The 26,390-nt window shown below is 43.6% G+C and carries 28 protein-coding genes; 19 read left to right on the plus strand and 9 right to left on the minus strand.

What is annotated here, in order from left to right; genetic code table 11:
* Nucleotides 1-23 precede the first annotated feature (23 nt).
* The 3 genes from DJ568_RS11380 to DJ568_RS11390 form a co-directional block, all read right to left on the minus strand.
* Nucleotides 24-1,073, minus strand: a complete 1,050-nt coding sequence (locus DJ568_RS11380; RefSeq protein ID WP_114005410.1) for a DUF262 domain-containing protein — start codon at nt 1,071-1,073, stop codon at nt 24-26.
* Nucleotides 1,070-1,804 (minus strand): FRG domain-containing protein, encoded by a 735-nt coding sequence (locus DJ568_RS11385; RefSeq protein ID WP_114005411.1) that lies wholly within the window; start codon nt 1,802-1,804, stop codon nt 1,070-1,072. The genes DJ568_RS11380 and DJ568_RS11385 overlap by 4 nt, the downstream gene beginning before the upstream one ends.
* 96 nt (nt 1,805-1,900) lie before the next feature.
* Nucleotides 1,901-2,293 (minus strand): winged helix-turn-helix transcriptional regulator, encoded by a 393-nt coding sequence (locus DJ568_RS11390; RefSeq protein WP_114005670.1) that lies wholly within the window; start codon nt 2,291-2,293, stop codon nt 1,901-1,903.
* A gap of 107 nt (nt 2,294-2,400) precedes the next feature.
* On the opposite strand from DJ568_RS11390, the gene DJ568_RS11395 reads away from it, so the two are divergent.
* Complete coding sequence (locus DJ568_RS11395) at nt 2,401-3,279, plus strand: NmrA family NAD(P)-binding protein (protein ID WP_114005671.1); 879 nt, start codon at nt 2,401-2,403, stop codon at nt 3,277-3,279.
* A gap of 369 nt (nt 3,280-3,648) precedes the next feature.
* On the opposite strand, the gene DJ568_RS11400 is transcribed toward DJ568_RS11395, so the two are convergent.
* Both DJ568_RS11400 and DJ568_RS17220 read right to left on the minus strand, forming a co-directional pair.
* On the minus strand, nt 3,649-5,916 hold the full coding sequence (locus DJ568_RS11400; protein WP_114005412.1) for an aconitate hydratase: 2,268 nt from the start codon (nt 5,914-5,916) through the stop codon (nt 3,649-3,651).
* 160 nt (nt 5,917-6,076) lie between these two features.
* Nucleotides 6,077-6,241: a hypothetical protein gene (locus tag DJ568_RS17220; protein ID WP_158534926.1), complete on the minus strand. Its 165-nt coding sequence runs from the start codon at nt 6,239-6,241 to the stop codon at nt 6,077-6,079.
* 4 nt (nt 6,242-6,245) lie between these two features.
* Between DJ568_RS17220 and DJ568_RS11405 the strand changes: the two genes are divergently transcribed.
* The 4 genes from DJ568_RS11405 to DJ568_RS11420 all read left to right on the plus strand — a co-directional run bounded on the left by DJ568_RS11405 (nt 6,246) and on the right by DJ568_RS11420 (nt 12,231).
* Entirely contained in the window at nt 6,246-6,458 is a 213-nt protein-coding gene (locus DJ568_RS11405; protein WP_114005413.1) for a DUF2442 domain-containing protein, read from the plus strand.
* A 5-nt stretch (nt 6,459-6,463) separates the two neighbouring features.
* A complete protein-coding gene (locus DJ568_RS11410; RefSeq protein WP_147238747.1) occupies nt 6,464-7,801 on the plus strand; it encodes a hypothetical protein in 1,338 nt (445 codons plus the stop codon).
* A gap of 128 nt (nt 7,802-7,929) precedes the next feature.
* Nucleotides 7,930-9,069, plus strand: a complete 1,140-nt coding sequence (bshA, locus tag DJ568_RS11415; RefSeq protein ID WP_114005415.1) for an N-acetyl-alpha-D-glucosaminyl L-malate synthase BshA — start codon at nt 7,930-7,932, stop codon at nt 9,067-9,069.
* A 375-nt stretch (nt 9,070-9,444) separates the two neighbouring features.
* Nucleotides 9,445-12,231, plus strand: coding sequence for a ligase-associated DNA damage response DEXH box helicase (locus DJ568_RS11420; RefSeq protein WP_114005416.1), 2,787 nt, complete (start codon nt 9,445-9,447; stop codon nt 12,229-12,231).
* A 64-nt stretch (nt 12,232-12,295) separates the two neighbouring features.
* Here the strand turns inward: DJ568_RS11420 and DJ568_RS11425 are convergent, their stop codons facing one another.
* Nucleotides 12,296-13,468: a TlpA disulfide reductase family protein gene (locus DJ568_RS11425; protein ID WP_114005417.1), complete on the minus strand. Its 1,173-nt coding sequence runs from the start codon at nt 13,466-13,468 to the stop codon at nt 12,296-12,298.
* A 36-nt stretch (nt 13,469-13,504) separates the two neighbouring features.
* Complete coding sequence (locus DJ568_RS11430; RefSeq protein ID WP_114005418.1) at nt 13,505-14,686, minus strand: formimidoylglutamase; 1,182 nt, start codon at nt 14,684-14,686, stop codon at nt 13,505-13,507.
* A gap of 191 nt (nt 14,687-14,877) precedes the next feature.
* On the opposite strand from DJ568_RS11430, the gene DJ568_RS11435 reads away from it, so the two are divergent.
* The 6 genes from DJ568_RS11435 to rpsJ all read left to right on the plus strand — a co-directional run bounded on the left by DJ568_RS11435 (nt 14,878) and on the right by rpsJ (nt 20,088).
* Nucleotides 14,878-15,846 carry an NAD-dependent epimerase/dehydratase family protein gene (locus tag DJ568_RS11435; RefSeq protein ID WP_114005419.1) on the plus strand — a complete coding sequence of 323 codons (969 nt, stop codon included), beginning with the start codon at nt 14,878-14,880 and terminating at the stop codon, nt 15,844-15,846.
* On the plus strand, nt 15,843-16,370 hold the full coding sequence (locus DJ568_RS11440; RefSeq protein ID WP_114005420.1) for a GNAT family N-acetyltransferase: 528 nt from the start codon (nt 15,843-15,845) through the stop codon (nt 16,368-16,370). Before DJ568_RS11435 ends, DJ568_RS11440 begins: the two co-directional genes overlap by 4 nt.
* 177 nt (nt 16,371-16,547) lie before the next feature.
* Nucleotides 16,548-16,955, plus strand: a complete 408-nt coding sequence (gene rpsL, locus DJ568_RS11445; RefSeq protein WP_103907777.1) for a 30S ribosomal protein S12 — start codon at nt 16,548-16,550, stop codon at nt 16,953-16,955.
* 18 nt (nt 16,956-16,973) lie between these two features.
* Entirely contained in the window at nt 16,974-17,441 is a 468-nt protein-coding gene (rpsG, locus tag DJ568_RS11450) for a 30S ribosomal protein S7 (protein WP_114005421.1), read from the plus strand.
* Between the two features lie 118 nt (nt 17,442-17,559).
* Nucleotides 17,560-19,674 carry an elongation factor G gene (gene fusA / locus DJ568_RS11455; RefSeq protein ID WP_114005422.1) on the plus strand — a complete coding sequence of 705 codons (2,115 nt, stop codon included), beginning with the start codon at nt 17,560-17,562 and terminating at the stop codon, nt 19,672-19,674.
* A gap of 108 nt (nt 19,675-19,782) precedes the next feature.
* The gene (rpsJ, locus tag DJ568_RS11460; protein WP_078347761.1) at nt 19,783-20,088 is read left to right on the plus strand and encodes a 30S ribosomal protein S10; all 306 of its coding nucleotides are present in this window, start codon (nt 19,783-19,785) and stop codon (nt 20,086-20,088) included.
* A gap of 83 nt (nt 20,089-20,171) precedes the next feature.
* On the opposite strand, the gene DJ568_RS11465 is transcribed toward rpsJ, so the two are convergent.
* A complete protein-coding gene (locus DJ568_RS11465; RefSeq protein WP_114005423.1) occupies nt 20,172-20,369 on the minus strand; it encodes a hypothetical protein in 198 nt (65 codons plus the stop codon).
* A gap of 214 nt (nt 20,370-20,583) precedes the next feature.
* Here DJ568_RS11465 and DJ568_RS17225 point away from each other — a divergent pair, with 214 nt between their 5' ends.
* On the plus strand, nt 20,584-20,748 hold the full coding sequence (locus tag DJ568_RS17225) for a hypothetical protein (protein WP_158534927.1): 165 nt from the start codon (nt 20,584-20,586) through the stop codon (nt 20,746-20,748).
* Nucleotides 20,749-20,805: 57 nt separating this feature from the next.
* A complete protein-coding gene (locus DJ568_RS11470; RefSeq protein WP_114005424.1) occupies nt 20,806-21,210 on the plus strand; it encodes a c-type cytochrome in 405 nt (134 codons plus the stop codon).
* A 106-nt stretch (nt 21,211-21,316) separates the two neighbouring features.
* On the opposite strand, the gene DJ568_RS11475 is transcribed toward DJ568_RS11470, so the two are convergent.
* The gene (locus DJ568_RS11475) at nt 21,317-21,967 is read right to left on the minus strand and encodes a hypothetical protein (protein ID WP_147238748.1); all 651 of its coding nucleotides are present in this window, start codon (nt 21,965-21,967) and stop codon (nt 21,317-21,319) included.
* Nucleotides 21,968-22,097: 130 nt separating this feature from the next.
* Here DJ568_RS11475 and DJ568_RS11480 point away from each other — a divergent pair, with 130 nt between their 5' ends.
* From DJ568_RS11480 to rpsS, 6 genes are all read left to right on the plus strand, one after another.
* A complete protein-coding gene (locus DJ568_RS11480; RefSeq protein WP_114005672.1) occupies nt 22,098-23,363 on the plus strand; it encodes a prephenate dehydrogenase in 1,266 nt (421 codons plus the stop codon).
* Between the two features lie 382 nt (nt 23,364-23,745).
* Nucleotides 23,746-24,363, plus strand: a complete 618-nt coding sequence (gene rplC / locus DJ568_RS11485) for a 50S ribosomal protein L3 (protein WP_114005426.1) — start codon at nt 23,746-23,748, stop codon at nt 24,361-24,363.
* A gap of 1 nt (nt 24,364) precedes the next feature.
* A complete protein-coding gene (rplD, locus tag DJ568_RS11490; RefSeq protein ID WP_114005427.1) occupies nt 24,365-24,997 on the plus strand; it encodes a 50S ribosomal protein L4 in 633 nt (210 codons plus the stop codon).
* 1 nt (nt 24,998) lies between these two features.
* A complete protein-coding gene (rplW, locus tag DJ568_RS11495) occupies nt 24,999-25,289 on the plus strand; it encodes a 50S ribosomal protein L23 (protein WP_114005428.1) in 291 nt (96 codons plus the stop codon).
* Between the two features lie 8 nt (nt 25,290-25,297).
* The gene (gene rplB / locus DJ568_RS11500; RefSeq protein WP_114005429.1) at nt 25,298-26,122 is read left to right on the plus strand and encodes a 50S ribosomal protein L2; all 825 of its coding nucleotides are present in this window, start codon (nt 25,298-25,300) and stop codon (nt 26,120-26,122) included.
* Entirely contained in the window at nt 26,122-26,388 is a 267-nt protein-coding gene (gene rpsS / locus DJ568_RS11505; RefSeq protein ID WP_114005430.1) for a 30S ribosomal protein S19, read from the plus strand. The genes rplB and rpsS overlap by 1 nt, the downstream gene beginning before the upstream one ends.
* The last annotated feature ends 2 nt before the right edge of the window (nt 26,389-26,390 follow it).

The raw sequence follows: 26,390 nt of genomic DNA on the forward strand, positions 1-26,390 counted from the left end.
TTATCGTCATATAAGAATAAGAGTTAAATATGGTCCGTGAGCACTCGTAGTCGTTCTCGTATGTTTGATGCGTCATTTGTTCCTTGTTGAGTTAGTCGATCATATTCTAATAAGTCAAAATCAGCACTTTCATAATTAGTCTCGGCTAATTCTCGATTGGTTTTGACTAATTCGGTAAAAGCAAACAGACGTGATCTTGTTATAGTAGTGTTATTGTCTTCTGCCCATTTGAATAATAAATAATAAACTACAATATTCCCTTGAGCCCTAAGTAAACTATCATTAAAGGTGAAGCATTGATCCATCGCATCTAAATAATGAGTGACTATTCCACTTACCAATTCTATTGTGGCAGTATGGCCTGTCCTGTATTTTTTTACCATCGAATCCAGATACACTTTTTTTGTATCAAATATTTTGTCACTTTCGATATTAGACACTTCTACTAACAATAGTCTAGCCGCGGCTTCGTAGTGTTGATATCTATTATTAGAGAATTTAACCTTCGTTGTGAAAAATGCATGTTTAGAAATTTTGCGAATTTCTGTAACCATGTCTCCCCCAAACGCATTCCTTTTTTCGGCGGAATTTAGAGGTACAGCCTCGTTTAACCTTGAAAACATATCTTCAATTAAATCCAGATCGTCAGTTTGTACGCCTATAATTGGTAATACAAATGAATCAAACTTAATTTTAATCTTGGGATATTCCTTTGATATATCATCATAACTTAATCCTGATAGACGTATAGTAATATCATCTTGATATTCAAAGTCGTCAGATAAGCAGAATTTGTTCTCGATAAATGCCCAAATCGTTTCAATTCTTTGTTTTCCATCAATAATTGAATAAGATTTGCCTGTGGCTTGTCGTTCTTTTCGATCAAACTGATGAAAATACATTTTAGGTATATCATAATTATTTAAAATGGAGTCGATAAGAAGTTGTTTCTTCTCGGGAGTCCAAACGCCTCCGTTTCTTTGATATTCAGGGTCTACAACGATTTGATCTTTCTCCGAATAAATTCTAAGTATAGTTGAATGTTGTATGGGGCTGGTTTCTATATAACTCATATGAATGTTCCTGTTAAAATTTCGCCTATACTTGATAGTTCGGGAAATAACGTAAACTTGCTTATGCCGAGTAATTTGAGCTCTTTTCTAATTTCCTCTTTACTGTTCTTAGGAATCCTATATTTAATAACCTCCTCCTTTAAACAAAAATCTTCAATGGGCTTGTGATCTAAATGATGTATAGTGAATACGCCTAATTGCGCTTGTATTCTAGGGTTATTTCTAGTCGCTATTGTAGCTAGTGGCGTTAATTTATTTCGTGGGTTCTGACTTAATGTTTCTAATGAATAGCTTTTCAGTTCCTCATCGTCAAAACAGAGAATAAAGTTCTCTTCATCGACATCAACTCCAGCTATTTTATTTAGCTCTATTGGCTTGAGAGACCATAGAGCCCCATCAGTGTCTAAGCGGGATTTATCAGATACGGCAAAAAAAAGTGCAGTTAATGGGCTTTCACTCCAATCTAATAATCGAGTCGGAACCCCGTAATGTTGCATTAAAAACATCCAATCAAAACTATCTTTTGGATGTCTATCAATCAACATAGCGGCGGATTGTTTAAATCGTGTAAGGAAGCTGTTTTCAGAAGGCAGGCCGGTCAAACGTAATAAGCCGGGTGATAGCGTCCAGGTGTAATCTCCTTGCCCCCGATACCACACATCTCTACCGTAATTTGCATAATCTATTTTAAGTATATCCACTAGATCACTTACACAAGCTATCTCTTTCATAATGAACAGGCTAGTTTGAATTTAGGTTTATAAAGATAAGAAGATGAGGAATATTTACAACTAAATGTTGTGATCTATATGCGTTGTTCTAAGGATCTACGGTTCCCTCGTCCAAATTTCCGGCACGGTAATGTCCTTTCTCTTCACATCTCTAAACGCCCAGTAAGCCATGGCGTATAATACCTCTTTCAAGTCTTCACCGGCTGGTGTCAGGCTATAGGTTACATAGGGTGGTACAACCGGTTGCGCCACACGCCTCACTATATCATCCGCCTCAAGCTGCTTCAGGTGCTGTATAAGCATTTTCTCAGTAATAGCAGGTATAGCTCTTCGCAACTCACTATAACGTTTAGCACCGGATAGCAAGTGAAATAGTATAATAGGTTTCCAGTGTCCCCCTATTTTATCCATTACATAGGTTACGGGGCACTCCGCCATAGCCGCCTTTTTGTTTTCCTGTAGTGTTGAAGAATGCTTTACTGCAGTCATAAGTAATACATACTTTAGGGTAAGTACTTGTAAAAAAGTAAGTACAAATATAACTTTGTTCACAACAAATGCAAAATCAACTGTTAATAATTAAAGCGATTAAAACTATGAAGATCATTGTAACAGGGTCATTAGGCAATATAAGTAAGCCCCTGACCGAAATTTTAGTGAAAGCCGGCCATGATGTAACGGTTATAAGTCATGACCAGGCCAAAGCCGATAAAATCACAGCTTTAGGTGCTAAGCCTGCGATAGGGTCGTTAGACGATGTGGCCTTTATGACCGAAACACTAACCGGCGCAGATGCTGCATATTTAATGATACCTCCGGGATATGAGGCGCAGGACATGTATGAAGTTACCACAGGTATTGGCGAAGGTTATATCAAAGCTATAAAAGATTCAGGTATCAAAAAGATTGTTTTCCTGAGCAGCATCGGCTCACATCACGAAGGAAAGACAGGCCCTATTAAAGCTATTGGTGTAATTGAGCGTAAGCTTTTTGAACTGGACGGAGTGGATGTGAAATCGCTACGTCCGGGATTTTATTTTACCAATTATCTCGACAATGTGGATATGGTAAAAAATGGAGGCATTTTAGGTTCAAACTATCCGGGTAACGATACGATGGTGCTTACCCACCCTCGTGATAATGCCAGGGTTGCAGCCGAAGAACTGCAAAATGGTTTTACAGGTAAAAGCTACCGTTACGTGGCAACGGATGAACGGACGAACAATGAGATTGCTGCGGCTTTAGGTAAAGCTATCGGAAAACCAGCTTTACCATGGGTTGAGTTTAATGACGAAGACAATTATAAGGGTATGGTGCAGGCCGGCCTGCCCGAAGAAATGTCCCGGCAGTATACCGAAATGGGTGCAGCTGTTCGGAGCCGTATCCTGTTTGAGGATTTTGACAAGAAAAAAGAATTTGTTAAAAACGGTACTAAGCTGGAAGACTTTGCAAATGAGTTTGCGAAAGCGTTTTAGGTGAAGATGCCTCACCCCAACCCCTCTCCTAAGGAGAGGGGCTCAAGAGCGCTGTCAAAAATCAACGTAATTGGGAATATATCAACCCATTGAATTATGAGGGGAAAAAATAACATATTAAAGAATGTCCCCTTTGCGCGTGTCAAACGTTGAGCGCACGCCTTTGCATGCTTTGACTCCTTAGCTGACACTTCGAACAATCGTCCTGGCAGCAATGAAGCAATTTTATTAGACAGTCCGTTAGACAGGTTTAAAGAGATTGGTTAGCTATCGCTCGTATGATGTATATAAAAGAAATGGCCTCCAATTTTTGGAAGCCATTTCTTATTGTGTTAATCCTAAAATTCTGTGAATTCTGATTCAGACAAATTATGCTCTTTGCTGCTTACGGATAATGTTAAGCGCGCCGCCTGCTTTAAACCACTCTATTTGCTGTGCATTGTAAGTGTGATTTACCGCGAAGGTATCTTTAGTGCCATCGGTGTGATGCAATACGACGGTAAGCTGTTTGCCGGGAGCAAATTCAGTGAGACCGATAACGTCAATTTTATCATCCTCCTGGATTTTTTCATAATCTGCAGGATCAGCAAAAGTGATTCCCAGCATGCCTTGTTTCTTTAGGTTGGTTTCGTGTATACGGGCAAATGATTTTACCAGTATCACGCGTACGCCCAGGTGGCGCGGTTCCATGGCCGCGTGCTCGCGTGATGAGCCTTCGCCGTAGTTCTCGTCTCCAACAACTATAGTACCTATGCCGCGTGCTTTATAATCACGCTGCGTAGCCGGTACGGGGCCATATTCGCCTGTTAAAGCATTTTTAACGCTGTCGGCGGTATTATTAAAATAATTAATAGCGCCAATAAGCATGTTGTTTGATATGTTATCAAGGTGTCCGCGGAACTTCAACCACGGACCGGCCATCGAGATATGGTCAGTAGTACATTTGCCTTTTGCTTTTATAAGCAGTTTCAGGCCGTTTAAATCAGTACCCTCCCATGGTTTAAACGGATCAAGTAATTGTAAACGTGATGAGGTAGGGCTAACAATAACTTCTACCTGGCTGCCGTCTTCAGCCGGGGCCTGGTAACCTGCGTCTTCAACCGCGAAACCTTTAACGGGCAATTCAATGCCTTGAGGTTCGTCAAACTTAACCAGTTCACCATTTTGGTTAGTCAGGCTATCAGTAAGCGGGTTAAAGGTAAGGTCGCCGGCAATGGCAAAAGCAGTAACGATTTCAGGCGATGCCACGAAAGCATGCGTATTTGGGTTACCATCCTGCCTTTTGGCAAAGTTGCGGTTAAAAGATGTAATGATGGAGTTACGACGTGTAGGGTCGTCTGTATGACGCGCCCATTGCCCGATACACGGACCGCAGGCATTAGCCAGCACTACACCACCCATTTCGGCAAACGTATCCAGGTAACCATCGCGATCAACGGTGTAACGTACCTGCTCAGAGCCCGGCGTAATGGTGAATTCAGCCTTGGTTTTCAGTTTTTTATCAATAGCCTGCTGCGCAATAGAAGCGGAGCGGGTAATATCTTCATAAGATGAGTTGGTACATGAGCCAATTAAACCAACTTCCAGTTCGGTTGGCCAGTTATTCTCTTTAACCGCAGTAGCGAATTTAGAGATAGGCCACGCCAGATCCGGTGTGAACGGACCGTTTACATGCGGCTCAAGTTCACTCAGGTTTATCTCAATAACCTGGTCAAAATATTGCTCAGGATTTGCGTAAACTTCCTCATCGCCGGTAAGGTGCTCGGCAATGGCGTCAGCTAAAGCAGCAATGTCTTCACGCTTGGTGCCTTTCAAGTAAGCAGCGGCTTTCTCGTCATAACCGAATATAGAAGTGGTTGCACCAATTTCGGCACCCATGTTGCAAATGGTGCCTTTACCTGTTGCCGAAAGCGAGCGGGCGCCTTCACCAAAATACTCAACAATAGCACCTGTGCCACCCTTCACAGTAAGTATGCCGGCAACTTTTAATATTACGTCTTTTGCAGATGTCCAGCCCGAAAGTTTCCCGGTTAATTTAACACCTATCAATTTAGGGAATTTTAGTTCCCATGGCAAACCTGCCATAACATCGCAGGCGTCAGCGCCACCAACGCCAATAGCAATCATACCCAGGCCACCGGCGTTAGGCGTGTGCGAGTCTGTACCTATCATCATGCCGCCCGGAAATGCATAGTTCTCAAGCACTACCTGGTGAATAATACCGGCACCGGCTTTCCAGAAACCAATACCATATTTATCAGAAACTGATGCCAGGAAATCATAAACTTCTTTATTTACATCGTTAGCAGCATTTAAGTCGGCTACAGCGCCAATTTTAGCCTGTATCAGGTGGTCGCAATGTACTGTTGACGGTACCGCTACCTGCGGGCGGCCTGCCTGCATAAACTGTAGCAACGCCATCTGCGCCGTAGCGTCCTGCATGGCAACACGGTCAGGTGCAAAGTCCACATAGTCAGTGCCTCGTGTATACGCTTGTGTAGCGTCGCCCTCGCTTAAGTGGGCATATAAAATTTTCTCTGTAAGGGTAAGTGATTTACCGGTCGCTTTGCGGGCAGCATCAACACGTGTGCTGTAGCGATCGTAAACCTTCTTGATCATGTCAATATCAAAAGCCATTCTTTTTTGGATTTGAAGGTGAGTAAAAGGAGCGGCAAAAACCGTTCCTGCTTTCAGCGGCGAAGTTACAAAATATAATAATTAAAAGCTGTCAGGCGTATGTCCAATTGTTATTTGGATATATTCTAAATTAGCCGCGAGTTGATGACTGTTATAAAGATCAAGGCTGGTATAGTTTGCTGCTTATCATATGGTTTGATTTATAGCCTTCACCAAAACGATGATGCGCACCAGTTCCCCTTTTAAAAGCAGATACGGTTACCCATTCACGGTTAAACTTAATCAACCATTCAGCCAAAATACCTACCTTTGAAAAAAAGCACATTGCTATGGCTCTTTTCACATCACGAAAACAGCAAAAGGATATAAAGGTTACCTTTAATAACGGTTTGTTGCATGTAGAGGCTGACGGTAAAACAACGGCTTATCCGCTCGACTGGTACCCCGCGTTGCAAAATGCGACAGAAGAGGAGCGTGCCGACTGGACATTAACTACTACCGGCATCCGTTTTAATAAACTGGATGTAGATTTTTTACTGTAATGGTTATGCTCACCTTTGAGGAGTTTTTTAAAAAAAAGAAAATAGATATTGCTGCCCTGCGGCAAAATGAGCCGGCGTTGTTTACAGAGTTTACTGTGCATTACAACCGGATGGGCGAAAAGAGTTTTGACCATACCAAAAAATACTGGTTCAATAAATTACGCAAATTATATCATCTTGCTCCGGAAGTAAAAGCTAAGCCTTTACGTAACGAAAACAGGCTGGCAGAACAAACCATACTAGATAGTCTTTCCGCTCCTGCTGAGAATGCACCGAAGCCAGGATTTACGCCAAGGTTTAAAGCCAATGCGCCGAAACCCGCTAATCCTGAAATTACAGATGAAGCGATTGCTGAGAGCAATCCAGAGCCAGCTCCTAAACCTGGCTTTACACCAAGGTTTAAATCAGGGGTAACCAAACCTGCCGAACAGGCTCAACCCGATGCTGGCACAGCCGGTGATGTTACACCGAAAAGCCCCGGCTTTACACCAAGGTTTAAGGCTGGCGTAACCAAGCCCACGCAACAGGCAACACCTGGAGGCGATAAAACAGCGCAGGATACACCCGCCGCCTCAGAAAAGCTTAGTGATAAACCTCAGGATGTATCGAAAAAATCCGGATTTACTCCGCGGTTTAAAGCAGGTGTAACTAAAACTGCGGAGCAATTGACGCCTGTTGAAGGTAAGGGAGATGTGCAAGAGCCAGCCGCTATTGAAAGCCCTAAGCCGCTGGAAGAATCGACTAAAAAACCCGGCTTTACGCCCAGGTTTAAAGCGAGGGTCACCAAACCCGCCGATGAAAGTACTCCGGACGGGAATACCAAAGATGAATCTACGCAGGAAGATAAGGTTGCTGATAGTACAGCGGACAAACCAGCAGTGCCTAAAAAGCCCGGATTTACACCAAGATTTAAGGCAGGCGTTACTCAGGCTGTCCCACCGGTTAAAGCTGAACCGCTCACGGATACTGAAAACAAACCGCAACCACCATCTGTGCGAGCACCGCGAAACGAGCGTGATAAGGAAGCCGAGACGATACGGGAAGCCAATGTACCTGAGATAGATTTTACCGGTAAGTTTATACCGAAACGGCCAAAACCCGGTGAAGTAAAGCTGGATAAGCTGGCACAACAGGCTAACATACTGGCATCAAACTTTAAAGATAAGTTTAAAGCCAATCATGTGCCTAAGCATATAGCCCGTACACAGCCCGAAAATAAATCGGCCGAAAAGAATGAAACCGCCGGCGAACCCGAAACGCCGACGGTGAGCGCAACCGGCAAAAAGCCCTATAAGCCCAGGTTTAATCCTAAAAAGTTGCCACCTAAGTCAAACAACGGATAAATCAGCACACCCTTACATTCACCGTTTCGTCATATTAGTGCACGATATACGTACCTGTATACAGTTGCAACACATTTGACAAACTGTTAACACATTTAACATAAATAGCTGTTAACATTGTACCAGAAATGAAAATAGGAATAGTTTGTTATCCAACCTTTGGCGGCAGCGGGGTTGTAGCCACAGAGTTGGGCAAGGCGCTGGCCGATCATGGGCACCAGGTACATTTTGTTACGTACAATCAACCTGCCCGGTTAGACCTTTTTTCGGAGAACCTCTTTTACCATGAGGTGGCCGTTGCCAACTATCCCCTATTTGACTTTCCACCGTATGAACTGGCTTTGGCCAGCCGCTTGGTTGATGTAGTGCGCTTTGAAAAATTAGATGTACTGCATGTACACTATGCTATACCACATGCATCGGCTGCTTATATGGCTAAACAGATACTCGCTACTTACGGCATTAACATTCCTTTTGTTACCACCCTGCATGGTACTGACATTACGCTGGTAGGGCAGGAGCGTACATATAAACCTGCAGTTACCTTTTCGATTAACGAATCAGACGGTGTGACAGCTGTATCTGAGCATTTACGCGCAGATACCTATAAGTTCTTCGAGATTAAAAACGATATAAAGGTCATCCCCAATTTTATCGACCTGAATCGCTTTAGCCTGAAAGCTAAGGACCATTTCCGGAAAGCTATCGCACCCAATGGCGAAAAAATATTGGTGCATACGTCTAACTTCCGTAAGGTTAAGCGCACCGAGGATGTAATAAAAATATTTGCGCATGTTGTAAAGCAGATACCTGCCAAGTTATTGATGGTTGGTGATGGCGGCGAACGCTCCGGCTGCGAACAACTGGCCCGGGATCTTGGTGTATCAGATCAGATTCGTTTTTTGGGTAAACAGGATGCCATCGAAGAAATATTATCCGTGGCCGACCTTTTCCTGATGCCCTCACAGTCGGAAAGTTTTGGTTTAGCCGCATTGGAGGCTATGGCCTGCAAAGTGCCGGTAATCAGCAGCAATGCCGGAGGTTTGCCTGAATTAAACATTGATGGGGAAACAGGCTTTTTACGAGATGTTGGCGATGTTGACGGAATGGCCGAATCTGCAATATATATATTGCAGAACGAAGAGAGGCTAAACAGCTTTAAAGACAAGGCTCTTTCCCGGGCTAAAGTATTTGATCTTAAAAATATACTGCCTGAGTACGAAAATTACTATAAAGAGGTGATTGAGCGGAGTAGGAAAGCGCAGTAGATCCCAATAAATTTAACTTCACGTCATTGCGAGCGACAGCGAAGCAATCTCTTTAGGCAGTCAGTGCTTGTGAGGAGCGGCTTTGTAATTTATCATCGCCAGTGGATGTACTTTTTTCTTTGACAGCCAAAGAAAAAGGTACCAAAAAGAAACCCGCCGGCCGCGCCTGACCCTGTTAAGGTTAGTGCTAAGGCTCTGCTTGTGCTACCCGTGCCAGCCGATGCAGGAGAAAACGGTGCACTTCTGTTCGTCAGGCCCTTGAATCATAATCAAAAATATCCTCCCGACAAACGAAGCAACGAGTTGCTATTTCCGGCTCATGACAGTTTTAGAATTATCCCCTAACCAAATCACCTGAATTTTGTTACTTGCAGGATGAGCAGCATTGGCCAACAGGTAATACAGCAATGGTACAGGCAAAAGTCGTGGAAGCAGTTCCCGTTTCAAAAGGAAATGGAGACAGCTTATCTATCCGGCTATTCGGGTCTGCTGAACGCACCTACAGGCAGTGGTAAAACTTTCGCCCTGTTTTTGCCTTTCGTGGCTGATTATATCAATAAATACCCCGATACCTATAAAACCAAAAAGGATAGTGGGTTGCTGATGCTTTGGATAACGCCTTTGCGGGCACTTACCAATGATATAAAAAAAGCTATGCAGGAGGCCGTTGACGAAATGGGTATTCCCTGGAGAGTATATACCCGTACGGGCGATACATCCGCCGCCGAAAAGGCGGCGCTTAAGAAAAAGCTGCCCGAAGTACTGCTCACCACGCCCGAAAGCCTGCATCTGATGCTTGCTCAAAAAGACTACCCTAAAATATTTAAAGGATTACGAGTAGTGGTGTGCGATGAGTGGCACGAGCTGCTGGGCACTAAAAGAGGTGTTCAGGTAGAGTTGGGATTGAGCCGGTTAAAAGCGGTTGCAGGTAATGCGTCGCTGGAAAAAGAAGTTGTAAGTTCTAAGCTGCAAGTTGAAAGAGAAAAGGAAGTCGTGAGTTCCAAGTTGCAGGTTGAAGAAGAAAAAGAAGTTGTAAGTTCTAAGTTGCAAGTTGAAGGAGAAAAAAATAAAAATTTACAATATCCTAATCACCACTCGCAACTCAAAACCCACAACCCACCACTTGCAACTCAAAACCCACAGCCCACAACCCATAACCCACAACCCACAACCCGCAACCCACAACTCCGCATATGGGGTATCAGCGCTACTATTGGTAACCTTGAACAAGCCGCAGAGGTGCTGCTTGGAAATGATTTTCCGGCTGATCAGATTAAAATGGTTCGGGCCAATCTGGAGAAAAAGCTGGATATACGTTCCGTCATCCCTGAAAATATAGAAAATTACTCGTGGACAGGCCACATAGGTGTCAGGCTGCTTCCGCAGGTAATGGAAATTGTTGCCCGTAGTAAAACCACCCTTATATTTTGCAATACCCGTTCGCAAAGCGAAATATGGTACCATGCCATTATTGACAATTACCCGGAGTACGCCGGGATTATGGCCATGCACCATGGTTCGCTGGATAACGAGTTGCGTAACTGGGTAGAGGCTGCGCTGCATGCTGAAGCGCTGAAAGTTGTGGTATGTACATCAAGCCTGGACCTTGGCGTAGATTTCAGACCGGTAGATACGGTGGTACAAGTAGGCAGCCCAAAAGGTGTTGCGCGATTTATGCAACGCGCGGGCCGGAGCGGCCACCACCCCGGAGCAGTATCAAGAGCATACTACGTGCCTACCCACTCGCTAGAGTTGCTGGAGGGGGCGGCGCTTAAGCTTGCCATCAGGCAAGGCATATTTGAAAGCCGCGACCCTATGCTGCTAACTATGGATGTGCTGATACAGTACATGGTGACACTGGCTGTCTCGGACGGTTTTACAGCCGACGAACTGTTTAAACAGGTTAAAGCTACCTATGCTTTTGCCGATATTACTCACAGGGAATTTAACGAACTGCTTGATTTTATTACCCGCGGCGGCAAAACCTTGGCGCAGTATGATGAATTTTTGAAGGTAGAAATTGAAAATGGTTTATATAAGGTGAACAGCCGCCGGGTAGCCATGCGGCACCGGTTGAGCATTGGTACCATAACCAGCGAATTAAGTATAAGAGTAAAGTGGCTCAGCGGCGGCAGCCTGGGTACTATCGAAGAGGGCTTTGTTTCAAAACTGAAACCGGGCAATACGTTTTGGTTTGCCGGCCGCAGCCTTGAGTTTGTGCGGGTAAAGGAAATGACCGCTTATGTAAAAAAGTCAAATGCTAAGAAAGGATTAATACCTAGTTGGGCGGGTGGCAGGATGCCTTTGTCGTCGCAGTTATCAGCCGTTTTCAGGGATAAGCTGCACGAGGTAGCCAATGGAATAGAAAAGGACGAGGAAGTTATCGCCTTAAAGCCACTGTTTAACCTTCAGCAGCAGTTGTCGCATTTGCCGCAAAAGCACGAGTTTTTGATAGAATCGTTTAAGTCAAGAGAGGGCCACCATTTACTGTTTTATCCGTTTGAGGGTCGCCTGGTGCATGAGGGTATGGCATCATTGCTGGCTTACCGCATCACCAAGGTTAAGCCTTCAAGCTTTTCAATAGCCATGAACGACTATGGTTTTGAGCTCCTGTCAGACGAAGATGTGCCAATAGAAGAAATATTGGAAGACGCTGAGTTTTTCTCAATAAACAACCTGATTGATGACATACAGCACAGCCTTAACGCTAACGAAATGGCCCGCCGGCGTTTCAGGGATATTGCGCATATTGGCGGCCTGGTATTTACCGGCTATCCTGGTCAGCAGGTAAAGAATAAACACTTACAGGCATCAACTTCATTGCTGTTTGAGGTATTTACTGAGTACGAACCGGATAATCTGTTGGTACGACAGGCTTATAACGAGGCATTAGCTTTTCAATTGGAAGAATTTAGGTTAAGGGCCGCACTTCAACGTATTGAAACACAGAGTATCATTCTTAAAAATATTGAGCGGCCCACGCCTTTTGCTTTTCCGATAATGGTTGATAGCCTGAGCAGGGACAAGCTTACAACCGAAACACTTGAAGAACGTATAGCCCGGATGGCCCGCCGTTACGGTGCCGATATCAACGATGAAGAGGAGGCCAACTTAAGTAAGCGGCCACGAAGGCCGGGAATAATAAGGAAGAAAGGGCTGTAACGTATTCTTAGCCAAAACGCGTTGTTCTACATTTGCCATCTTATACCAACCCAGGATAGCTTTTTTATATTTTGCCGAGTAACTCCGCCAGCTTAGCGTCCAGCTCTTCACCGCGAAGATTTTTTGCGATGATTTTACCGGCGGGGTCCAGCAAAAAGTTTTGTGGTATTGCCTTTACATTGTATAGCGCCGCGGCATCGTTATTCCATCCTTTAAGGTCTGAGGCTTGCGTCCACACAAGCCCATCGTCTTTTATGGCTTTGAGCCATGCGTTTTTACCGGTTTCCTTATCAAGCGAAACGCCGAGGATAGTAAAATTTTTGTCTTTGTATTTATAGTAGGCCCGTACCACGTTAGGGTTTTCCTGGCGGCATGGCCCGCACCATGATGCCCAAAAATCTATCAGTACATATTTGCCTTTAAATGAGGAAAGCTTTACTGGTTTACCGTTTACATCGGCTTGTATAAAGTCAGGGGCGTCAGAACCAATCGATGTGCCTTTTTGCGCTGTAATTGCTGCCTTAAGCGATTGCCCCATTTCTGATTCCTGTAAATTTTTACTCAGCAAGTTAAACAATGGTTCAAGTTCGGCAGCGTCAGGCGAGGGGCCGGCTACCGAGCTGATAACCAGCAAGCTGATGAAACTATCAGGATTATTTTTTATGAAGTCTTTAAAAATCGCTTTTTGCTCATCCTGCACAACTTTAAACTTGGCCTGCATGCTATTTTGAAAGTTAGCTGATTTTTTTTGATCCTCGGTAGCAATTTGTGCTTCGGCCATTATTTTTGCTGCCCTGGCATGAACAGGTTTTAATAAAGTCATTAATCGCTGATTTTCATCATTGATTTTTGAACCGGTAATCTTAGCTTTTGACACCGAATCAGCGCTGTTTATATTGATGTCCCCTTTTTCAATAAAAAGGCCTAAAACATCAGCATTTTTAGAGGGGCTGCCGTTAGGGAAGTTTTTCTGAATGTAATTATCAAAGCCTTTACCCTGCCGGTCAACAAATAAGGTTGCATTTACCGGATTTGCAATTTTACCTTTAAAGTTAAAGCTGCCATTAGCAATTGTAGCTGAGTCGGTCACGCTGCTTTCTCCGGCGCGGTACGTCAGGTAAGCCTTGGCCGGTGTGTTTAACGCGCCTACTTTGCCGTTAATATTAAACGGCGAATCGTTTTGCGCAAATGCCAATGCCGGTATAAGTGCGGCTATGGTCAACAATATTTTTTTCATGGATAATTGTAACGTAAAATGCGCTTGTAAATTATATTACGAAAGTTTTTGGTAAGTGCGCCACCATAGGTCGGGCATCTCTCCGGATACGGCAGTTTTGTAGTCGTCATAACGGCATGGCACTAAGTGAAACCGCTCGTTCATTGACCCGCCTGTAGGATAGGGTACCTGCATCCACCACCGGTCAGACTTTTTGCTTTTCACAAAAACCAGTTCATGGTCGTCATGCTTCAAACTGGTTTTATATATAAGGTATTGCGATTTTGGGTTGAGCGGGAAATCGCGCTTACGGTTATAAAACCCATCAACAAAATACCATATCATTTGCGCCAGCAGCATGGCTGTTTGGCCATTGCTGTCATACGCCGGATTGTACTCATAAAAACCTATTGAACTTAACTTATCATTAATGCCTGCATAACGGCAAAGTTGGCATGCCTCTTCGCCATATAAGCCGTTAGGCGTTGCGTTGGCGTTCCCCATAGCCTCAGATGAGCGAATGGCTGATACATCAAAACTGATCATATTGGCATTGCGGATAATGGGTTCGGCAACGCTTGCCATTCCGCTCAATTCTCCAAGCCGGTGTACATCAAAGTACAGCTTCTCCATCACGCGCAGGCTTTCCTGGCTGGTAAAGTAAGTTTGGTAGCCCAGGTTGCTATAATTGAATAAATAATTTGGCTCGTGCAAGAATATTTTGCTCAGGTATGATGCCGATGTGGTTTCAATGGTTTCTACCTGTATATCCTCTTCTAAGTCGAAATGTGAATCTATTATCACTAAATCCACTTTTTGTTCCAGCTTTTCGTAACCGAGGTATTGCGCGTAAGTAAGGTCCTGACTTCCGCCAATAATAACGGGCAGTATATTCTGCTTTACCAATTCCTCAACTACGGTTTTTAAAGCTACGTAGGTATCAGTAACTGTAGCTCCCGGACGGATGTTGCCCAGGTCGGCTATTTTGGTATTGTAGTTACCTTCATTTAATATATATAGTTTTTCGCGTACGTGGTCCGGCGCGTGGGCGCAGCCATCGTTGTTGTCGGCATTACGGCCTTCCTGCACGCCTATAAGGGCTATATCGGGCTTTTGGTCAAGGTCGGGGAAATTTACCGAGTAATGATCAATCTTTTGCCCCAGCTGACTGGTAAAATATCCTTTTTTTGGAATGATACGTGTAAGGTCTATCGGGGTAAAGAAATCTGCTAATGACATGGTTTTTGGGTGTACAATAGTTCGTGTACACAAAGGTGCGAAATCTTGATCAGAATTTACAGGATTTTGGAATTCACAGAATAGGTGCAGCTATTAATAAGAAGCAATGGAACATGGATATGTGTCGAGTAAATTATGAAATCCCATAAATTCTCATTCAGACAAAAATGTGCACATTTGCACATCAAAAAATGATATTAGTAACAGGCGCAACAGGATTTTTAGGAGCAGAAGTAGCCCGGCAACTGGCGCAAACGGGCAAAAATGTACGCTGCACAAAACGCGCGACATCTGTTATTCCCGAAATTTTAAAGCCGTACCAGGGCCTTATAGAATGGGCCGACGCGGACATGCTGGATGATTATGCTCTTGAAGACGCCTTTGCTGATGTAACACAGGTTTATCACGCGGCGGCCTGGGTATCCCTTAAGCAAAAGGATAAAAAGCCCATGATAGCGGCTAACATTGCCGGCACTGCCAATATTGTTAACCTGTGTTTGCAGTATGGTTGCAAATTGGTGCATGTAAGTTCGATAGCGGCTTTAGGGTTAGCCAAGCCAGGTGAAAGTATCACAGAAAACCATCATTTGGAGGCAACTACCGAGAATGATGGCTACGCTATATCAAAATTAGAAAGTGAGATGGAGGTATGGCGCGGCATTGCCGAAGGACTTAACGCGGTAATTGTTAACCCATCTTTGATTATAGGTCCTAATGCCGGTACAGAAGGCACCGGTGAATTATTTGATACGGTACGAAAAGGCCTAAAATTCTATACCACCGGTACCGCTGGTGTAGTTGATGTGGAGGACGTGGCAAAAAGCATGATTGCCCTGATGAATAGTGATATTACTGGCGAACGCTATATTATTAACGCGGAAAATTATAGTTACAAACAACTGGTAGAAGAAATAGCACAGGGCTTTGCTATAAAACCACCCACTGTAAAAGCTAAACCATGGATGATGGAGCTTGCCTGGCGATTGGCAAAAGCTGTTTCGCCTTTTACCGGCGGCAATCCTTTTATTGATAAAATAGCGGCGCAATCATCATACACTATTAAGCATTTCGATAACTCGAAAATTAAGAAGGCTATTGGTATAGAGTTTAAGCCGGTGAGTAGTAGTATAAAAGAAGTTTGTAACGCAATGCGTTCATGAGAAGTATACTATGGTATATGATATTAAAGCACAATACATCCCAGATAAATTTCACCATACGCCGCGCAGCTATAAACGACATTGACCAAATACGACGGTTATTTTACGATACTGTAACTACGGTAAACAGACAGGACTATAACGCCGAACAAATTGAGGCCTGGGCGTCAGGACGTGATAATATTGAACGCTGGCATAATCGGGTAAACCAGCAATTTTTATATTTAGTAAATGTAGGGAACGCCCTCGCCGGATTTGCATCCCTCACGCCAAGTGGGTACATCGACGTGATGTTTGTTAGTATCAATCACCAGCGTTTAGGCGTTGCAAAGTATCTGATGGCGGCCATAGAAAGCAAAGCCGGTGAATTAGGTTTGAAAAAGATCATATCAGACGTGAGTATTACTGCTCGGCCTTTTTTTGAAAAGCAAGGTTTTGTAGTGACTGCTGAACAAGCTGTTGAAGTAAAAGGCGTAGTGCTCACAAATTTTAAAATGGAAAAAGCGCTGGGTATTTGTTCTTAGTTAGCAATCAATGCCGGGATAAGTTTCCGGTTCTTTTTTACGTCGGTAATCTTCCCACAATCGACCTAGTTAAGCGCCCCAAACTTTTTTCACCTAACCGCTTGATAATAAAAAAATTTGCCCTACCTTTGCAGTCCTTAAAATAAGGATAAAACTGTAAATACAAAAAAGGAAAGAATGCCTACTATTCAGCAATTAGTTAGAAAAGGTAGAGTAGCTCTGGTTGACAAGAGTAAGTCGCCAGCGTTGGACAGCTGTCCACAGCGAAGAGGCGTGTGCACACGTGTGTACACCACTACCCCTAAAAAACCAAACTCAGCAATGCGTAAAGTTGCCCGTGTGCGCTTAACCAATGGTAAAGAAGTAAACGCTTACATCCCTGGTGAAGGTCATAACTTGCAAGAGCACTCAATCGTGTTGATCCGTGGCGGTCGTGTTAAGGATTTACCTGGTGTACGTTACCACATCATCCGTGGTGCGTTAGATACTTCAGGTGTTGCAGGCCGTAACCAGCGTCGTTCAAAATATGGTACTAAGCGTCCTAAACCAGGTCAGGCAGCTGCACCTACTAAGGGCAAGAAATAATAAGGAGGGATAACAGAAATGAGAAAGTCAAAACCAAAAAAGAGAATTATCCTTCCTGATCCAAAGTTCAATGATACTTTGGTAACAAGGTTTGTAAATAATATGATGTATGACGGTAAGAAATCAACCGCATATGCCATTTTTTATAACGCTGTTGAAATTGTTGAAAAGAAAACCAGCGAGAACGGTTTAGAGACCTGGAAAAAGGCTTTAAACAACGTAATGCCTGCTGTTGAAGTAAAATCACGCCGTGTAGGTGGTGCAAACTTCCAGGTACCAACTGAAGTTCGGGCGGAGCGTAAAATTGCTTTGGGCATGAAATGGCTGATTAGCTACGCACGCAAGCGCGGTGAAAAAACCATGCACGAAAAATTAGCCGGTGAGATCATCTCAGCTTCAAAAGGCGAAGGTGCAGCGGTTAAAAAGAAAGAAGATACGCACAAAATGGCTGAGGCTAACAAGGCGTTCTCACACTTCAGATTCTAATGAGTGAATTATTGAATTAGCGAATGAGTGATTTATTGGAAAGGTAACATTACCCTAATCTGTAAGTTGCTTATTCGCTAATTCACTCAATCGCTCATTCAGTCATTAAAAAAATAACATGTCAAGAGATCTTAAATACACAAGAAATATAGGTATTGCCGCCCACATTGATGCCGGTAAAACCACCACTACGGAGCGTATCCTTTACTACGCCGGTGTTAGCCACAAAATTGGTGAGGTGCACGAAGGTGCGGCTACCATGGACTGGATGGCGCAGGAGCAGGAGCGTGGTATCACCATCACTTCGGCGGCTACTACCGTTAACTGGAAATACCGCGGCGATAACTACCACATGAACATCATTGATACCCCGGGCCACGTGGATTTCACCGTTGAGGTGAACCGCTCGCTACGTGTATTAGATGGTTTGGTGTTCTTATTCAGCGCGGTTGACGGTGTTGAGCCACAGTCAGAAACTAACTGGCGTTTGGCTAACAACTACAACGTACCGCGTATTGGTTTCGTTAACAAAATGGACCGTAGCGGCGCCGATTTCCTCAACGTGGTAAAACAGGTTAAAGAAATGCTGGGCAGCACGGCTATCCCTCTTCAGTTGCCAATAGGTTCTGAAGACCAGTTTAAAGGTGTGGTTGATCTGATCAACTTCCGTGGTATTGTTTGGAATGAGCACGATAAAGGTATGACCTTTACTGAAGTGCCTATCCCTGATGATATGCTTGACGAAGCTACCGAGTGGCGCGAGAAATTACTGGAAGCAGTAGCTGAGTTTGACGACTCGTTGATGGAGAAGTTCTTTGACGATCCGACAACCATCACTGAGCGCGAAGTGCTTGACGCTTTACGCCAGGCTACCCTTGCCGGTAAAATTGTACCGATGACCTGCGGTTCATCTTTCAAAAACAAAGGTGTACAAACCATGCTGGATTATGTGATGGAGTTAATGCCTTCGCCACTTGATTCAAAAGGTGTGGTAGGTACTAACCCTGATACCGGCGCAGAGATTTTGGTTAAACCGGATGTGAAAGAGCCATTTGCTGCACTTGCATTTAAAATTGCTACCGATCCGTTTGTGGGCCGTTTATGCTTTATCCGTGTTTACTCGGGTAACCTTGATGCCGGCTCATATATCTATAATATGCGTTCAGAGAACAAAGAGCGCATCAGCCGTATATTCCAAATGCACGCTAACAAGCAAAACCCTATCCCTAATGTAGGTGCGGGTGATATTGCTGCGGTAGTGGGCTTTAAAGATATCAAAACTGGTGATACCCTTTGCGACGAGAAAAACAAGCTTATCCTGGAGTCGATGGTGTTCCCTGACCCGGTTATCGGTTTAGCTATTGAGCCTAAAACACAAGCCGATGTTGATAAACTAGGTATAGCTTTAGGTAAATTAGCCGAAGAGGATCCAACCTTCCGTGTACAAACAGATCAGGATACCGGCCAAACGGTTATTAGCGGTATGGGCGAGTTACACCTTGACATTTTGATGGACCGTTTGAAACGTGAATTTAAGGTAGAGGTTAACCAGGGTGCGCCACAGGTAGCTTACAAAGAGGCTATCACCGGTACTACCCAGCACCGCGAAACTTACAAGAAACAAACTGGTGGCCGTGGTAAATTTGCCGATATCCAGGTTGTTATTTCTCCGGGAGAAGAAGGTAAGGAAGGTTTGGAATTTGTTAACGAAATTGTTGGTGGTGCTATACCCCGCGAGTTTATACCATCTGTTGAAAAAGGTTTCAAATCTGCAATGGATAATGGTGTGTTAGCAGGTTACCCGCTTACCAGCTTAAAAGTACGTTTAATTGATGGTTCGTTCCACGCTGTCGATTCAGATGCGCTTTCTTTCGAGATTGCAGGTCGTTCAGCTTACCGTGAGGCATTGCCGAAATGTAAGCCCGTATTGCTTGAGCCTATCATGAAAATTGAGATACTAACCCCTGAAGAAAACATGGGTGATGTTATCGGTGACATGAACCGTCGTCGTGGCCAGCTGCAAGGTATGGACACCCGTGCGGGTTCGCAGGTAATCAAAGCTATGGTACCACTGTCTGAAATGTTTGGTTATGTAACCCAGTTACGTACCATTACATCTGGACGTGCAACTTCAACCATGGAGTTTGATCACTATGAACCGGCTCCACGTAACGTACAGGACGAAGTTGTTGCCAAATCAAAAGGCAGGAAACGCGGTGAGATTGACGAATAATTAAAAAATTAGTTGGTTGGCGACTGAAGATTAGTTGCCAACCAACTTAAATAAATAACCGCCATTACCTAATAAATAGCTCTTAGGAATGGCATAATCAAAAACAAAATGAGCCAAAGAATCAGGATCAAATTAAAATCTTACGATTACAACCTGGTTGACAAGTCAGCCGAGAAAATCGTAAAAACAGTAAAGCCTACAGGCGCTGTAGTTAGCGGACCACTTCCGTTACCAACTGAAAAGAAAGTGTTTACCGTATTGCGTTCACCACACGTAAACAAGAAAGCACGTGAGCAGTTTCAGTTGTGTTCATACAAAAGGTTGTTAGACATATACAGCTCAAACTCAAAAACTGTTGACGCTTTAATGAAGCTTGAATTGCCAAGCGGTGTTGAAGTTGAGATAAAAGTGTGAGTTATCTGTTTTTTTGAGATTCAAGAACTAAGATTTAAGAATCGAGATATAGAAAGCCATTCCGAAAGGAGTGGCTTTTTTATTTACCTTATACTGTGCTCATGTTCCTGCCAGTATATCAATTCAAAATTAACGCGGTGTATCGTCGCAAGTTCATTTTTCTTCCTTTCAAGCTTTGCCAGGCATTCAGCTTTATCTATATCAACCGGGTATGATGCATAGGCAATGACGTTTCCTGTTTGCAGGTTGATAAATTCGTAATGATTAACTTGAGTTTCCATAACTATAGTGTTAAATTACAGATACATGGACGGGTTTAGTATTACTGTTTTAATATAACTAATACCTAAGCCGGCATTGTGCAGATAGGGACATACATTAACGCAAAATATTTAAACCTTAGCTATACTTATCGGTTATAAATAAAACGAAATACTATATCAGTTAGTACCCGTTGCAGTCTACAAGTACAAACATCTATTTAAAATTAATGCCATGGCTGATAAGAAAGAAGGAGCAAGATTGCCTGACAAGGAAAAACAAAAGGACGAGCTGCAAACAGAGCTGCCTATCAGTGAAAAAGATGAGGTAAAAGAGGCGGAAGAGCGTCTGAATGAAAATATAGCCCCTGATCTTAAAAATCCCGAAAGGGAGAAATAAGCATTTAATTTTTTCGCGGATAGCCTATCATTAGCTTTATGCTATTTTTGAAGCCATATGCTGCGACTATGTTTATTATCCTTCCTGGTCATTTTATGCGTAGTTGCCTGCGAACCGGGTAAGGAGAAAAAGGAAAATGCTAAATCTACCGTCGACTATTTGCGGGTGATCCCGGGGCAGGATGAACCGATCCCTGCAAAAGCTATTCAAAAAGGTAAAGTACTCATCGCTTATTCCGACTGTTATACTTGTCATAAAGAAGAAGAGCGGTCATTTGGTCCGGCGTTTAAAGATGTAGCACGCAGGTACCCCGCCAATAAACTTTTTCAACAGATGCTTGCACAAAAAATAATAGCTGGAGGTAAGGGCAGTTGGGGTAATGCGGTAATGCTGGCACACCCGCGGTTGTCGGTCAAAGATGCCGAGGACATGGCCGCTTACATACTTTCGTTAGACAGATAGTGTAACGCCGCCCGCTTATGCCTCGTGCGGTTGCTAATATTCACTGATATATCAAAGAAGTGAGCATCAACGCGTTTTAACAGTACTCCTGGATATAACGAAGATATCACCGGCCCATTAACTCATCAAGCTTATTCCGCTCGGTTTGCAATTCACGTGCAAGTTTCTTTTCTTTTTCGTTTGCTTTAGCTTTATAAGCTTGAAACTCTTCAGACAGTTCGTCGTAAAGTTTTATACGGTACTTTGCCTCCTGCTTAGCGCGGGTGGTAGTAGCTATCACAATAGCCAAAGCCAGGCCGAAACCAATTACCAGTCCCCACATTAACAGGTTATATGTGCTTTTAGTAAAGGGAATACCCAATAGTTTTATTTCATCTATTTTAGCGTTTGATGAGGAAATTATCGCGTCTTTCTCAGTAACGTCAACATTTAGTTTTTTAATGGTTGCCGTTTGGCTGGCTACAGTGGCACGGGCTTGCTTTAGCGCAGCGCGCTCGGCTTTTAAAGTGTCCATCGCGTTTTTATAAAAGGCGCTTACCAGGGGAGCCTGGTAATTGTAAACTTTTGTAAGCAGATAACGGTACTGACCTTTAAGGCTGCGGTCGGTGTTGGCGGAGGCAGTCCCTGTTTGCTGCTGCGCCGTCCCCGGTTTTACAGCCACACCGTTAGCTGCATCCTGGGCCGTGGATTGTAAAGCTACAAAGGTAAAAAGTACTACAAAAAGAATTACCAGGTTAGTAAATAACTTCTTCATCATAGGTTTAAAGTTAGATGTTACAGTATAAAAAACTGGATTGCGGCTGTATTATTATACTCGCAACAGTATTTTATATAAACGAAAGTAAGGTTAAATGCTGAAATATGCTACTCATACTTATATTAGCGAAATGTTAATAGGCATTATTGGTTTGGGCGACATGGGCCGTTTGTACGCTAAGGCATTTGCAAAAGCAGGGTACAGTGTATGCGGCTGCGATATACCGCAGAACCGCGAAAGGCTGGAAGAGGAACTAAACCCACTGGGAATAAAATTGTTGGATAGCGGTAAAGACGTAGCCCATACATGCGACCTGATTATTTACTCGGTAGAGGCTGATAAGCTGGAAGCCGTTGTTGCCGAGTTTGGACCAATTACTAAACTGGGTGCTATTGTGGCGGGGCAAACCTCGGTAAAGCACCCCGAGATAGCCACGTTTGAAAAACATTTGCCTGCTGATGCCAATATCATCACGTTTCATGCCATGCATGGCCCGGGTTTTCAACCCGCGGGGCAAAAGCTGATACTGATAAACCACCGCTCAGATGCTGCGGCGTACAAACGCATGATGGATCTATTTACTGCCGTAGGGTCAGATATTGTCGAGCTGAAAGATTACCACGAGCATGATAAAATAGTTGCCGATACCCAAGCCGTTACACATGTAGGGTTTGAAAGTATGGGCACGGCCTGGAAGTCGGCAGGCTTTTTCCCGTGGGATAACGGCTCATATGTAGGCGGGATTGATAATGTTAAAATCCTCACGACCCTGCGTATATTCAGCTATAAAGCCCACGTGTATGCCGGCCTGGCTATATTAAACCCATATGCCCGTCAACAGGTAAAGCGCTATGCCGAGTCGGAATCGGAATTGTTTAAACTGATGATTATGGAAGAAGAAAAGCAGTTTCGCGACAGGCTATATAGGGCGCGCGAGTTTGTTTTTCACGAAAGCCGCAAACCCATTATGCTGAATGATGCAGTAATGAAAGAGTTTTCACTATCGCAAAAACCGGCCGAACAAAGACCAAATTCGCACCTCAGCATTCTAAGTATGGTTGATGCCTGGTATCACCTGGGTGTTAACCCGTATGATAACCTGATAGCGCAAACCCCACCTTTCAGGCTGCGGCTGGGTATTGCCGAATATTTATTTAAGAACGAGGCGCTGCTGGAAGAATCCATTCAAACGGCCCTGTATGATAAAAGCATCCGCGGGGACGACCTGGAGTTTCATTCTGCCGTGCGTGAGTGGTCGTCAATAATTGGCTATGGTGATATGGAGGGTTATAAAACCCACTTTAACCAGGTGCAGGAATTTTTTAAGTCGAGGCTGGATGAAGGTAATAAACAGAGTGCGGAGTTAATAAAGCGATTGATGGAAACAACTTCATAGTTTATGAATATCGTTTTATTGGTATATACTAAAAGGTTGTCGGCATGGGCTGCCATCCTATAGTTATCAGTAAAAATAAATTATGCGCAACAGCGTGTTTCATTATCCAATCCGGGAAATCCACAACACAACAGCCATAGGGCTTTGAATTATGGCATAAAACCGGGTCTGCAAATATATCATGCTATAAATCCTGTTTTGATAAAACACGGTATTTAATGCCTTGCGATGCGCAGTTTTTCCGTTTAATAATTCTTAAAAAAATAACTTCCTAACTATTTGACAGTTAATTTATAATTCCTATCTTTGCCGTCCCTTTCGGGGGATTAATATGTCTTGAACGAAGCCCTACTGCTTCGATGGACGCAAAAACAAATAGAAAATGTCAGGAATTATTGGTAAAAAAGTAGGAATGACCAGCATTTTCGACGAGGCAGGCAAAAATATTCCCTGTACTGTGATCGAAGCTGGCCCCTGTGTTGTAACACAGGTTAGGTCTGTTGAAACAGACGGATATGCAGCTGTTCAGCTGGCATATGGTGAAAAGAAAGAGAAAAACACTACTGCTCCTCTTAAAGGCCACTTCCAAAAAGCCGGAACTACTCCTAAAAGTAAACTGGTTGAATTCAAAACATTCGAAGACGAAAAATCATTAGGTGACACCGTTACCGTTGATATTTTCGCTGCCGGTGATTTTGTGGATGTGGTTGGTACCTCAAAAGGTAAGGGTTTTCAGGGTGTGGTAAAGCGTCACGGTTTTGGTGGTGTGGGTATGCAAACTCACGGTCAGCACAATCGTTTACGTGCTCCGGGTTCTCTGGGTGCTTCATCATGGCCTTCACGTGTATTTAAAGGTATGCGTATGGCTGGCCAAATGGGTAATGTTAGGGTTAAAGTTCAAAACTTAGAAGTTGTGAAAGTATTCCCTGAGCAAAACCTGTTAGTTGTTAAAGGTTCAATCCCTGGTGCAAAGGGTTCATTCGTAATAGTGGATAAATAAGATGGAAGTTAAAGTATTAAACATCTCAGGTAAAGAGACAGGTGCCAAGGTGCAGCTTCCTGAGTCCGTATTCGGAATTGAGCCAAACGACCATGCTATCTATCTTGATGTTAAGCAGTTTCTTGCTAACCAGCGTCAGGGTACACATAAAGCAAAACAACGTAACGAAATTGCCGGTTCAACCCGCAAATTATATAAACAAAAAGGTACAGGTGGTGCCCGTTCGGGTAGCGTGAAATCGCCATTATTTAATGGTGGTGGCCGCGTGTTCGGTCCGCAGCCGCGCGATTATAGCTTTAAATTAAACAAAAAGCTTAAGTCGCTGGCACGTAAATCAGCCTTAACTTACAAAGCGCAGGATAATAACATCCTGGTATTGGAAGATTTTAGCTTTGATACAATCAAAACTAAAAACTACATCAAGCTTGAGGCCGACCTGAATGTAACTAACGATAAAACATTATTGGTAGTTGCAGGCGCCGAAAATAACAATGTGTATTTATCAAGCAGGAACCTGAAAAAATCGAAAGTTATCTCAGTTGAGCAATTAAACACTTATGATGTGCTTAATGCCGGAAAGCTTTTGTTAACTACAGGCGCTGTTAAAACTTTGGAGGAAGCGTTAGCTAAGTAATATGGAAATTTTAAAGAAACCCTTACTTACTGAAAAAGTAGCTCAATTAACTGAGAAGCTTAACCGTTATGCTTTCAAAGTTGATCACAGGGCTAACAAAATTCAGATAAAGGCAGCAATTGAGCAAATGTATGGTGTAAACGTTACGGCGGTAAACACCATGAAGTACGTTGGCAAACTGAAGACCCGCAACACTAAAGCAGGCGCCGTATCAGGCCGCGCTGCAACGTTCAAGAAAGCGATCATCACGTTGAAAGACGGAGAAACAATAGATTTTTATAGCAATATATAAATACAGAGATGGCAGTAAAAAGATTTAAACCGGTTACTCCGGGTACCCGCTTCAGAGTAGGTGCCGATTATTCGGACGTTACAACCAATGTGCCTGAAAAGTCACTGGTTGTATCGCACAAAAGATCAGGTGGCCGTAACCATAGTGGTAAGATGACCATGCGCTACTTAGGTGGTGGTCACAAACAGTCATACAGGCTTATCGATTTTAAACGTAATAAATTTGATATCCCTGCAAAAGTTGCAACCATCGAGTATGATCCGAATCGTTCGGCACGTATTGCTTTGCTGCACTATGCTGATGGCGAAAAGAGATATATGATAGCACCTACCGGCTTAACAGTTGGCCAGGTGGTATTGTCAGGCGAAAGCGTTGCTCCTGAAGTTGGTAACACATTACCGTTAAAGAGCATTCCATTGGGTTCAATTATACACAACATTGAACTTAACCCCGGACAGGGTGGTACTATTGCCCGTTCGGCAGGTACTTATGCCCAGCTTTCGGCACGTGATGGTAAATATGCTATTATCAAATTGCCTTCTGGCGAAACCCGTATGATCCTGGCAACTTGCCTGGCTACTATCGGTTCGGTTTCAAATGCCGAAAAAGCTAACGAGGTGTTGGGTAAAGCAGGCCGCAAACGCTGGTTAGGCCGCAGGCCTCGCGTACGTGGTGTAGCCATGAACCCGGTAGATCACCCTATGGGTGGTGGTGAAGGCCGCGCCTCAGGTGGACACCCGCGCTCACGTAAAGGTTTGCTAGCTAAAGGCTACAAAACACGTGACAAAAAGAAATCATCTGATCGTTACATCATTGAAAGAAGGAAGAAATAATGGCTCGTTCAATTAAAAAAGGACCTTATATAGATCATAACCTTGACAGGAAAGTTTTGGTTTTGAATGAATCAAACAAAAAATCAGTTGTTAAAACATGGTCACGTCGTTCCATGATCTCTCCTGATTTCGTTGGTCATACATTCGCAGTACACAACGGTAATAAGTTTATACCGGTGTATGTAACAGAAAACATGGTTGGTCACAAGCTTGGAGAGTTTGCCCCAACCCGTACATTCCGCGGTCACGCAGAGAAGAAAAAATAACA

Origin of the sequence: Mucilaginibacter hurinus (genome assembly GCF_003324525.1) — a bacterium.
GTDB lineage: Bacteria > Bacteroidota > Bacteroidia > Sphingobacteriales > Sphingobacteriaceae > Mucilaginibacter > Mucilaginibacter hurinus.